This is a genomic window from Candidatus Hydrogenedentota bacterium (assembly GCA_019695095.1).
Classification (GTDB): Bacteria; Hydrogenedentota; Hydrogenedentia; order Hydrogenedentales; family SLHB01; genus JAIBAQ01.
Genome location: JAIBAQ010000015.1, coordinates 26,938 through 38,540 on the forward strand (window position 1 = coordinate 26,938; position 11,603 = coordinate 38,540).

Here is an 11,603-nt window from a genome sequence, read left to right on the forward strand (position 1 = left end):
TGGGTTTGCCGCGGCGGCTTTTTCTCTCTACATGCTTACCGACTATCCCAGGTTGTCGTTTCCCACTTGGTTCGGTTGGTTCAGTCGGCTCATGGGACCTATGGGTCCCATAGGACTCCTAATTCCCTTCGGTTTCCGCCACCTTGGCTAACAACCTCAATGCCGCCGCTCGTATCTGTTCCTCGGCGTCCACGGCAAGAAAGCTCGCCGAACACCGCCACGTTTCATACCCGCCCAGTTCATGCTGTTCCCGAGTTGGCAAATAGCCGCCGTAGCCATTCGCCAACTCGATGGTAAACGTGGGCTTCAAGACGCTTTCACTTTTCAGCGCCAGTCCTGTCTCGCAAAACACCTCGCACGGAATGGCCGCAATGCCTACGTCTCCAATCCGCAACGCTTGCAGCACCACCCGCGCCGCCGCCGGGTAATTCGCCAGCCGCACCGTATCCAGCGCATACATATCCGCGATATCGGTCAACCCTTCTGCTGGTGCCTTCGCGAGCCTTGCTTTGGCATCTTCCACCTCTTCCAATGATGGCAGCCTAACCGCGACGTCCAACGTTTCCAGGGCCGCATTCAACGACACCCACGGTTTCCACTGAAGTCCCCGATACACCCGGTACACTTCCTTGGCCAGCTTGTCGCCCACCTGCTGCATCCGCGTATACGGCTCTTGCTCGGGTTTCTCCTTGGTCCTGTCTATGTTGTTGATGTCGCCGCTTGTCCCATTCGACAAGATGCCCACAAACGGAGGGTCTTGCCGCTCCGCTTTCAACAGAGTCTCAATACTCCGCGCGAAATATCCAAAGTAGTCCGCGGAAACGTGCGTCTCCTCTCCCTCTTCACCCACATAATGCAACGAATAATTCGCGAGCAGCGCGATCGGAGATCCACCCGGCTTCCGCACAGCGACAAACGCAACCTCCGGGTCCGTAGGCCCAGCCGGTTCCATCAAATTCGGATCGGCAACGCTTGGATTGGTCTTCACCAGATCCGTCGTTCCTCCAAACGGGTCGGGGGGAATCGTACCCGGCTTCATCCGCCAACGCCGGTTGAAGACTTCGTCCGCGACCGTCCCCGTCCCCCAGGCAATCTCCGCAGGTACCATGTTCTCCACGGCAATGCGCACCGCGTCGACGATTCGCGAAGTTTGAAATCGTACGTATTCGGGATCCGGTTTCGACTGCCGTCCCTCGATTGTGCACGGCCCCGTGTGCGTGTGCGTCGCTGCGATCAGGACTTGGGCGCCGGGAATTCCGACTGTCTCTTCGATGCGCTTCTTCGCGGGGTCAACAATGCTTGCGGGCATCTTGCACGAATCGACGATGACAATGGCAATCTGGATTGTTCCATCACTCAGCACCAGACAACGTGCGTGCAATTCGTCATGCACGTACGTCGCGATGCGGTTGTGAAGTTGTCCCGCCAAATCCACGCCTAAAGGCGGCGTGATGTTTGTTGTCGCCGCACCCGCCGTGAAGTGCTTTTCATTTTCTTCCCCCTCCGCGGCAAAGGCAGAGCATGCCAACGAAACGCATATAGCCCCAATCACAGACAATCGCACACCCGAATGCATAGGGAGTTCCTCGTTGGTTCGAATTCCGCGCGAATCCTAGCACGCGCGCGAAGCCATTGGCACGTGATGGATAAAGATGCTAGTGCTGCGCGGGGCTATCGAGCCACTTCAGATGTTGCTGACGAGTCTTTCGTGCAGTGAATAAATCGAGCACCTGTTGACGCTCTTCGTCTGACAGCCGCGCTATGCCTTTGTCGTCAAGCCAGCCGTTGCTTGTAGCGACCGGTGTATCGTAATGCTCCACCCCGAACTTCGTCCATTCGAAGTTCTTCACCGCACTCCAATTGCACGACCACAGCACATTGCGGTAATTCGGGAAGATGCCATACGGCCACACAGAGGGTCTGCTATGGCTATCCTGATACGTGCCGTGCGCGGCGATCGCGTAGGGAGGCACGTCAAGCCAACGTGTCTTGTCATCCGAAGTACCACCGATGCAATCACTCGTCAGAAAGGCCAGTTTGCTGTTGTACGTAGTCGTCATCTGCGTCAAATCACGCACAAGGCGCATGAATGTGGGTGCGATGTACTGCTTGGTTTCCGCCTTCTCAGACGCCACGGCCCCGTTGCGCACCATGAACGTCTCATCCCACACGAACGCATCGACTTCGTTTCCGTACTCCTCAAGCAACGCTTTCATGTAGTCGAGATACCAGGAATACACATCCCGATTCGACGGATCCTGTGAATAAGCCTTTCCGACCGTGTCAGGGCCATTCCACCCGCCCCACGACAGCAACCTGTCTTCGCTGAAACGTCCCGCGGCGTCGCATGCCGTCAATCCATCCGCGAAATAGATGGCAACACGCACGCCGCGATCCTTTGCGTACTTGATGCGCCGATGCATTTCCGCCTTCGACATCGGTAACGCTTCCGAGGTCGGGAAACGGTCCTTTACGGCGGCTGCATTCGGAAACGCTGTCCAGCTATCGTCGAGCTTGCCCTTCTCCGCATCGTAGGTATACCTTCCCAACACGTCATACCAACCGTGCAACGCAAAGATGACCTTGCCTCTGTCTTCACGCGCAACGTACTTGTCAACCGCATCGAGGTCCTCGAACCAGCCTTGTCCCCCGTGACTCAGGTAGTCGTAATGCTGCCACGCAATGTCGTGTAGCCAATCCGGGCCCGCAGGCACGTCCGCCAGCGCCGTCGCATACCACGCCTTCATCGCCTCTGCCGGTTCGCCCGAATGAATCACGGTCCAAAACGTCCGCGTAAGCTCATGGAAAGGAAGGTCGCTAGTAATGAGATAACCGGAACTGAAGGCGAGGTGCTCTATTCCTATGTGGAAGCCCGCCGACCAATATGGATCGGCCACGAAGGTAACGCGGTCCGAATTATCTTTGTTCGCAACACTCAACATTGGTATCGCGAGCGATTCGCCGGCGTCACCGTCGCGGAACGGCTTTGCCGTAAGGGGCCACGAGGCGCGCAGGTGATTGGAAAAGGGAATGTCCATGCCAACGCCATCTTGCCGCGGGATAAAGATGTGAGGCTTTCCCCCACGCGATGAGCAAAGCGGAAAGGTCAAATCCAAAGCACCTGTAAACGGGGGTTCCGAGGGATACAGTGTTACCGTCTGCCGCAAGACCGGCCATCCCAATATGGTCTCGGGCACCATCAGGCGCCGAATTCGCAGAGAACATTCGCTGGACAAGTCGTATTCAAGTTCGACACCGGAATCGACGAGCTTTGCGGATATCGGAGAATACAGCGAATAGGATTCCTTCACCTCGTCGCCATCGTAAAGCCGCAGCGTAAGAGCATCGGAGGCTATATGGGCGAGGTCGATCCCCTTACTGTTTCGCATACTGTCAATTCGCCCCTCGGGAGAGACCCGGATCGTCCAATCGCCGTTGACAGAAGTCTGCTCCTTATCGACCACTTGCGCTGCGACGCACCCGGCAAAGAACAAAAACACCACTATGTGCTTCATCGGTACTCGCCCCTCCATTCGCCCACCTCACGTCCAGGACCCGCATCCTTTTTACTATCATTGCCCTTGGTCTTCGCCAAATTCCACACGCTAAAGTCTCCGGCATACCCAATCCGCGGCTCCGGCCTTCCCTGCGTGGCCATGATGGTCCGGCACGTCCAACTTTCCATGGCGACCTTTAACCAACCGCGCTCCTCAGTCATATACCTCCATCATTCATCTGATTGACCGGTCCTATACAAGAGGTGTAAGATCTCACGGATCGGGTTTCCAACAGAATCGGGAGCAAGCGTCCGGGGAAGGGGCTTCTTTTCGTCTTTTGAGCGTGACGACGTGGCTCAAGGCGAACAATCGGGATGACAATGCCCCGCACAGGCGTTTCCACTTTGAACTTTGGGTGTACTATGAGCGTTTTTGGACTGGTAATCGAACCTTCAGCCGTCTGCATCTACCCGGATCAGATCTCCAAGCACGAAGCCTTGGACTCCGTGGTGGATGCGATCGCTTCCTCTGGCGTCGTTTCCGACCTGGATGAATTCCGCCGCGCGGTTCACGAACGCGAATCCGTTATGAGCACGGGCATCGGCTCCGGTGTGGCCATCCCCCACGTACGAATCGACGCGATTCGCCGGGCCACAGTCGGTGTGGGCATTTCTCACAGCGGCATCGACTTCAATACCCTCGACAATAACCCGGTGAATATCATTGTTTTGTTCGCAATGCCGTCGGGTTCCCAAAAGGAATACCTTACCCTGCTCGCTCAAGTGATGACCGCCATGAAGCAGGAAGGTTTCCGTCAGCAGCTTGCAACCTGCAAAACCCCGGAAGAAGTGGTTGCCCTGCTCAATACCGATAAGAGCCACTAGCCACTCGCAGTCCCGGCCGGGATTCTCTCAGGCTCACTGAGGCAGAGCAGAATCGTCATCAAGCGCAAATGATTGTCGATAAAGCACTTGCCTCAAAGTGCGACTCATCGTTCACTCGACAGCGAAGCGCGGAATGACTCTCAGTTCGACAGGCAAGTCATCCGGTCTTTCACAAGCATGCCGTTCGTCAAACTGTCAATTCTTCTACAGCGCTGGCAGACAGTCAAATATGGGAAGACGCGACGCCGGCAATAGTATGCCCGCGCTGCTAACTGTTTATTTCTGATGAAATCCAATTTGTCAACCAAGTCCATTAAAACAAAGTTCCAATATGGTTCAATTTGTGACATATGCCCTCATTCAGGCCACATACCTTTAACAAACTACTCCTTCTTCTTGCCACCCCTCTGTCACTTCCTTTGTCACCTATCGTCCGTTTGTCAGTTTTACGAATCCTCTCCGTCACTTCTCCACCCCATCCAACAGGAATCCCGAATCTACGTCGAGCAGACTGAACCAGCGCAACTGATCGCACATTGGGCTTTCGGTCATTTATGCACAGAGAACTACTTGGACGGGCGACAAAAGCACATCGTGCCGCAACCAGATAACCTTGTACCGCCCGACTCCAGCGCATAACTCATATGTGCCAGTGCCATAGCGATCAGTAGGGAATTGTTACGCCATGCGCAGCATCGTATACTGAAGGTCATCGGATGGAGGGACTGAGATGGATTCGTTGACCGCTGTCCTTCGCTCGCTGCGGTTCAGACTGACTGTTCGCCTGTGGCTAAGCTCGACGAGCACGGCTCTGCTCATCGCCTTCTCGCTCGCATGCATTTGGATGACCGTCACGAAACTATTTCCTATGCTGGGCGACTCGCTTCCCGTTGGCGGTAGTCTGACGGCTCTGGGTGTGCTTTGGGCCGTCGTCTACACCTACGTCAAGCGCCCAAGCCTGTTGCAGGCAGCCATCCTGGCAGACGAGAGACTTGGCCTGCAGGAGCGGCTTACGAGCTCGCTCGAACTGGCCGAAGTCCACACACCGATGGTGGACGCAGTTCACGAAGACGCCCGCGCGCATCTGGGCAAAATCATTCTCCATCGCGATTTCCCGGTAGGCATGCCGCGGCGCTTCCGCTACCTGACGGTTCCTATTCTGGTCTTCGCCCTGGGCTACGTGTTACTGCCTGAATTCGATCTCCTTGGTCAACGCGCCCGCGAAGCAGAGGCAAAACAGCATGAGCTTGCCATGAAAGAGCATGCTGAACGGCTTCGGTTGGCGGCGCAACCCGTGAAAGAAGCCGCCGCTCAGAATGACGAACAATTGCAGGAGCTGGCAGAGGAAGTCGAGCGAATCGCGGAGAAACTAGAGGGAGGCGAGCTTTCTCAGAAGCAGGCCACGGCTAAGCTGAGCAACGTCATGACGGAGTTGGCCGAGCGCCAGGAAAAGCTAGGCACGGAATCTAAGATTCCAAAGATGAAAGGCGATACCTCCCGCCTGGATTTGACCAAAGAACTGGCTCAGAACATACAGAAGGGCAATTTCGACAAGGCTGCGGAAGAAGCCCAGAAAATGCTGCAGAAGCTTCAGGCTGGCGAGATGGCCCCCGCCGACCAGGAGAAGCTCGCCGAAGAGCTCAAGGAGCTGTCCAAACTGGTCGGGGGAGAAAACTCGGAGTTGGGCAAAGCGCTGGCCAACATTTCAAGCGGGCTGAGCATGAAGGACATGCAGGATGCTCTCAAGAATCTTGAGAAGTTGGAGCTGTCTTTGGAAGACCTTAAAGCGCTTTCCGAACAAATGAAGAAGCTCCAGGCGTGCATGGGCAAGTTCGCGGACTGTCGCGCCAAAATGTGCGAAGGCGATTTCGAAAAGTTCTGTGCCTACTGCAACGGCAAGGGATGCGGCCAGTGCGGAAAGCAGGGGTTGGGGATGCGCGGTCCCGGTCAGGGTCAGGGCAATACGATCGGTGAGCTACCCGACGTCGACGCTCAGTACGATCCCAGCATGTTGTCCGGCGACATGACCAAGGGAAAGATTCTCGCCGATTTGATGCAGCGGGCCGCTCCCCAGAAAGAGGGAGATGCGGAGCGGAGCTTTACGTCCGAGGCGCTGATTCAGGTACAGCAACAGTCGGAACAAGCCCTGACGAAAGAAGAGATCCCTGTCGGGGCGCGCGAGTACGTACGCCAGTATTTCGGGTCGCTCGAACCGGATTCGGCAACCACACAGCAGTAAGAAGCCATTATTTATTCAATGACGAAGACGCCGAGCCGGAGGAAACCGATCCGCGTGACTCGCCGAACGTTTCTTGTGTCTACCCTGCTTACAGCCGTGTTGGGTTGTGCCAAAGGAGGAGTGCCGAAGACCCGCGTACATACGTGGGGGCATTCCGGCAAACGCGAAGGCACATTCCAACGGCCTCGTGCTTTGATGGCGACCAGCACCGAGTTGTATGTGGCGGACACGACCGGAAGGATTCAGGTCTTCGATCACGAGGGGATCTTCAAGCGTAAGTGGTCCATGCCATCCGCCGAGAATGGCACGCCGACCAGCATCACACTTGCCGCTGACGGGCGAGTGATAATCCCGGACACGCATTACAGCCGCATCATGGAATACTCGCCTGAGGGAACGCTGCAGCGCCAGTGGGGTTCCAGCGGAACGGGCAACGGCGAGTTCGTCTACCCCACTGACATCGTGGAAGCCCCCGACGGAACGCTTTACCTCTCCGAATATGGCACGGGCGCGGAACGTGTGCATATATTCGATGGCAAAGGAAACTTCCTGCGTCAATGGGGAAAACACGGAGAGAACCCGGGCGAGTTCTCGCGGCCCATGGCCATTACGTTTGCAAAAGACACCGTGTATGTATGCGATACGGCAAATCACCGCGTTCAATGCTTCTCCCCCGACGGCAAGCACCTCCATACCATAAGCGAAGCAGGCGACGAACCGGGGCGCTTGAAGTTCCCACACGACCTTGCCTTGGCGCCCGGGGACTCTCTGATTGTTTGCGAGTATGGAAACAATAGGCTTTCCATCTTTGGCCTTGACGGAACGTTTCGCTCGTGCGTCGGCGGGCCCGGACGCGAACCGGGGCTATTCGCCGCGCCGCGCGGGGTTGCCGTTTCCCCCAACGGTTATGTGTTTATTGCCGATACGGACAACGACCGCATCCAACGTCTCTTGTGGGAGGATGTCGCATGAGCCGAATCATCGACCTCCTCGGCACGCTCGACTTGAAGTACATTCGCTTTACGTTTCCGCTCGGATTGGCCTTTTTGATCCTGGTTCCTTGGACTATCGGGCTAGGCTCGAAGCTTCGTTCCTTGTCCGCAACCCGCAAGTGGACGGCAATCACAATACGCGTCATTGTCTTGCTCTGCATGATATTTGCGCTTGCCGGAGCGGAACTGGTCAAGATAAACGACAAATTGGCCGTGTTCTTCCTGCTTGACCGTTCATACAGTATTCCGGAGGCCACACGTCTCGCCGCGGAACAGACTGTGAAAACGATGACTCAGGCCAACATGACTTCGAAGGACGAAGCGGGAATCGTGGCCTTCGGCGAGAACCCGAGTATCGAGCTGAGCATGGGTCCCACGCTGGAACTCGACACGGTGCAGTCATACGTCGGCGGCGAGCAGACGGATATCGCCGCCGCGATTCGGCTCGCGATGGCGGCATTTCCGCAGGGATGCATGCGCCGCATTGTGATCATGAGCGATGGCAACGAAACGTATGGTTCACTGCTTGAGGAAGCGAAGCTGGCACAGGCGGCGGGCGTGGGAGTCGACGTGCTTCCCATCGTGCTTGGTCAGCAACCGGAAGTGCGGATGCGGGAAGTTGCGTCGCCAAACCGCGTCAACGCGGATGAACCGTTTAAGCTCCGCGTTGTAGTGGAGGCCGACCAGGATAGTCAGGCCACCTTGCGTTTGTACCAACGAGGCCGTGAAGGGCGTCAGTTGATGCAGACGGCTCCGGTCACCCTGCAGAAAGGAGACAATGCCTTTCTGTTGCCGCTCGAACTGAGCAATTCCGGTTTCTACGAATATGAAGCCGTCGTGGAATCGGAGTCGGACACCACGTATGCGAATAACGAGGGCCGTTCGTTCACGGTTGTCTACGGCGAACCCAACGTGCTGTACGTGGACGCGGATTGGGAGCACAGCCAGCGTTTGCTGCCGGCGCTTCAGTCAGAAGGCGTTCGTGTCACCCAGGCCAAACTGGGAGATCTGCCAACTTCCCTCGCGCAATTCCAGAACTATGACTCGGTTGTATTGGCCGACGTAAGCGCGACGGACCTAAGCACCGATCAGCTCAATGCGCTCGAAGCCATGGTTCGCGACTTGGGGATTGGACTCGTCATGATAGGCGGTCCGAACTCGTTTGGCGCAGGCGGATACCACCAAACGCCTGTGGAGCGAGCGCTCCCAGTAAACATGGATCTCACGCAGCGCAAGGTGTTACCGCAGGGAGCGCTGGTCTGCGTACTGCACACGTGCGAATTTCAGGATGGCAATGCATGGGCGCGAGCCATCGCGCTCTCGGCGCTGGACGTATTGTCGTCGCAAGATCTGATGGGTGCGCTCGCCTACGATTGGGAAAGAGGAGAAGCGTGGCTGTTCAATCTTCAACCAGTCGGCGACAAGTCCGCGATGCGCTCCGCATTGAATACGACGACCATTGGAGATATGCCCAGCGTCGATCCGACTCTCGAAATGGCCTACGAAGCGCTGGCCAACTGCTCGGCATCCGTCAAACGCGTCATTGTCATTTCAGACGGCGATCCCGCCGCGCCTCAAGCCAGCCTTCTGAACAAGATCAAAGATGCGAAAATCTCCGTGAGCACAATTTGCATCAACCCACACAGGCAATCCGACCAAGACATGCTGCGCTGGGTGGCGTATCAGACGGGCGGCAACTACTACTATGTGACCGACCCACGCAAGTTGCCGCAGATCTTCACCAAGGAGGCGGCGGTCGTAAAGCGCGGCCTCGTGGTGGAAAAACCGTTTGTACCCAAAGTTACGTATGACTCCGAGATTGTACGCGGGATAGATCCGAATTCCTTTCCGTCTCTACTCGGGTACGTGGCAACCACGCCCAAGGACAGCGCCATTGTGTCGATGATTTCACAGGACAGCGATCCTGTTCTGGCGCAATGGCGTTATGGCCTGGGCAAGTCCGTTGCTTTTACTTCCGATGTCACGACCCGCTGGGCGCCCGATTGGCTCAAGTGGGAAGGCTTCAACCAATTCTGGTCGCAGGCGACGCGCTGGTCGTTGCGCGAGACCAGCCCCGCAAGCTTCTCCGTGGATACGCGTGTGAAAGACGGCAAAGGGCACATCCGGATTGACGCCGTGGACGACCAGGGACGGTTTGTGAACTTCTTGCGGCCCGAAGGCGTGGTGACAGGCCCATCGCCACAATTCACGCGAGGCGCATTGGAGCTAATCCAGACCGCTCCGGGGATCTATGAAGGGACCTTTCCACTCGAAGGTTCCGGTACCTACATGGTCAACTTAACGTATGAACGTGAGGACGGTTCCAGGGGCATGATGGTGACGGGCCTGTCGATGAACTACTCGAAGGAGTACGAATACAACACAACCAACATCGCAATGTTGGAACAGGCTGCCTCTGTAGGAGGCGGGCGCATTCTGGAGCCCACCTCCAATCCTTTCGAGCACAATCTCACGACGACCCCCGCCATAACGCCCATTTGGCCCTATCTGCTTGCGGTGGCGGCGTGCATGTTCCCCTTTGACGTGTTTGTGCGGCGTGTCGTAATCGACTTCACCATCGTGTTCCGTTGGCTGCTGGCGTTCCTGCGCATCTTGCCCGGCGTGAAGCGTCTACTGCCGAAACCGAAGCCAAAGCGCGCGCCACTCACTGGAGTGTATGGAGCTGGGACCAAGGCTGCCACGACACTCTCGTACAGCCGTGTTGGGGGAGACTTGCCGAGAAGCTTGCAGGACATGCCTGCCCCTCCGCCAGGGCAGCCGTCTGCACTTGAAGACATGCCTGCAGAAGACACCGAAAAACAAGCACCGCGGAGCGAATACACCCAGCAGCTTCTCGCGGCAAAGGAACGCGCGCTTGATAAACGTATGCGACGCGGCAAGCAAGATAGCGACCGATAACATGAACTCAATCAGAGAATGCGGAATTACAGTGCAACCTGAAAACGAGAGGAGCGAGGCTCATGGATGTGCATAAGGAAGCGGAAGAATTCCGTCAGGACTTCCAGAAACTGCACGACGAGATTGCCAAGGTAATCGTCGGCGGAGAATCCGTCATTGACGGGGTACTCACGTGCCTGTTCGCCGGCGGGCATTGTCTTCTGGAGGGTGTGCCTGGACTCGGCAAGACACTTCTCATTCGAACGCTGAGCGAAGCACTGAGCCTCCAGTTCTCGCGTATACAGTTCACTCCCGACTTGATGCCCGCCGACATTATCGGGACCAACATCATCGCGGAGAACGAGGAAGGCGGCGGACGTGAGTTTCGATTCCGGCCAGGCCCCATCTTTTCGAACATCGTCCTGGCAGACGAAATCAACCGCGCGACGCCAAAAACACAGTCGGCTTTGCTTGAAGCCATGCAGGAACACACGGTCTCGGTAGCTCGCCAAATTCACAAGCTGGAAGAACCCTTCTTTGTGATGGCGACACAAAACCCAATCGAAATGGAAGGCACGTACACACTTCCGGAGGCCCAGCTTGACCGGTTCTTCTTCAAGCTGCTTGTCGAATATCCGTCTCAGGAACATCTCACGACCATTCTTGAGCGCACAACGCAGAGAGACATTCCTCACGGCGAACGCGTGATGGATGCTGTTCGCATCAAGCAGTGGCAGGAATTTGTCAGGGACGTCGTGTCTGCACCGCAGGTGACCGACTACGCAGTTCGACTTGTCATGGCCACGCAGCCGCGCAGTCCGTTCAGCACGGAGTTGGTTAACAAGTATGTGCGCTTCGGTTCGAGTCCGCGAGGAGCGCAAGCATTGCAGTTGAGCGGCAAAGTCAACGCGCTGCGATCGGGACGCTACAACGTCAGCTTCGATGATATCCGGGCGTCTGCGTTGCCCGCGCTGCGCCACAGGATCATTCTCAACTTCGAGGCAGAGGCCGATGCAGTCACGGCGGACGCTATTGTCGAAGATTTGCTGGCGAGAGTGGAGACAAGCGCCAAGGTGGCGTAAGGAATCCAAAC

Annotated in this window: 7 protein-coding genes; 5 read left to right on the forward strand and 2 right to left on the reverse strand. The window is 56.6% G+C overall.

Going from position 1 to position 11,603, the window contains the following annotated elements; genetic code table 11:
* Positions 1 to 118: 118 nt before the first annotated feature.
* Together K1Y02_04435 and K1Y02_04440 are read right to left on the reverse strand one after the other, a co-directional pair.
* Complete coding sequence (locus tag K1Y02_04435; protein MBX7255590.1) at positions 119 to 1,576, reverse strand: hypothetical protein; 1,458 nt, start codon at positions 1,574 to 1,576, stop codon at positions 119 to 121.
* Between the two features lie 79 nt (positions 1,577 to 1,655).
* Positions 1,656 to 3,515 carry a hypothetical protein gene (locus K1Y02_04440; GenBank protein MBX7255591.1) on the reverse strand — a complete coding sequence of 620 codons (1,860 nt, stop codon included), beginning with the start codon at positions 3,513 to 3,515 and terminating at the stop codon, positions 1,656 to 1,658.
* Between the two features lie 404 nt (positions 3,516 to 3,919).
* On the opposite strand from K1Y02_04440, the gene K1Y02_04445 reads away from it, so the two are divergent.
* From K1Y02_04445 to K1Y02_04465, 5 genes are all read left to right on the forward strand, one after another.
* Entirely contained in the window at positions 3,920 to 4,381 is a 462-nt protein-coding gene (locus tag K1Y02_04445; protein MBX7255592.1) for a PTS sugar transporter subunit IIA, read from the forward strand.
* Positions 4,382 to 5,111: 730 nt separating this feature from the next.
* Positions 5,112 to 6,620 (forward strand): hypothetical protein, encoded by a 1,509-nt coding sequence (locus tag K1Y02_04450; protein MBX7255593.1) that lies wholly within the window; start codon positions 5,112 to 5,114, stop codon positions 6,618 to 6,620.
* Between the two features lie 54 nt (positions 6,621 to 6,674).
* Positions 6,675 to 7,592 carry a hypothetical protein gene (locus K1Y02_04455; protein ID MBX7255594.1) on the forward strand — a complete coding sequence of 306 codons (918 nt, stop codon included), beginning with the start codon at positions 6,675 to 6,677 and terminating at the stop codon, positions 7,590 to 7,592.
* A complete protein-coding gene (locus tag K1Y02_04460; protein ID MBX7255595.1) occupies positions 7,589 to 10,531 on the forward strand; it encodes a glutamine amidotransferase in 2,943 nt (980 codons plus the stop codon). The genes K1Y02_04455 and K1Y02_04460 overlap by 4 nt, the downstream gene beginning before the upstream one ends.
* Before the next feature lie 62 nt (positions 10,532 to 10,593).
* Positions 10,594 to 11,592 carry an AAA family ATPase gene (locus tag K1Y02_04465; protein MBX7255596.1) on the forward strand — a complete coding sequence of 333 codons (999 nt, stop codon included), beginning with the start codon at positions 10,594 to 10,596 and terminating at the stop codon, positions 11,590 to 11,592.
* Positions 11,593 to 11,603: the final 11 nt, after the last annotated feature.

Coding starts and splice junctions, on each gene's coding strand:
- K1Y02_04435 (MBX7255590.1), bottom strand. CDS start 1,576: ATGCATTCGGGTGTGCGATTGTCTGTGATTGGGGCTATATGCGTTTCG.
- K1Y02_04440 (MBX7255591.1), bottom strand. CDS start 3,515: ATGAAGCACATAGTGGTGTTTTTGTTCTTTGCCGGGTGCGTCGCAGCG.
- K1Y02_04445 (MBX7255592.1), top strand. CDS start 3,920: ATGAGCGTTTTTGGACTGGTAATCGAACCTTCAGCCGTCTGCATCTAC.
- K1Y02_04450 (MBX7255593.1), top strand. CDS start 5,112: ATGGATTCGTTGACCGCTGTCCTTCGCTCGCTGCGGTTCAGACTGACT.
- K1Y02_04460 (MBX7255595.1), top strand. CDS start 7,589: ATGAGCCGAATCATCGACCTCCTCGGCACGCTCGACTTGAAGTACATT.
- K1Y02_04465 (MBX7255596.1), top strand. CDS start 10,594: ATGGATGTGCATAAGGAAGCGGAAGAATTCCGTCAGGACTTCCAGAAA.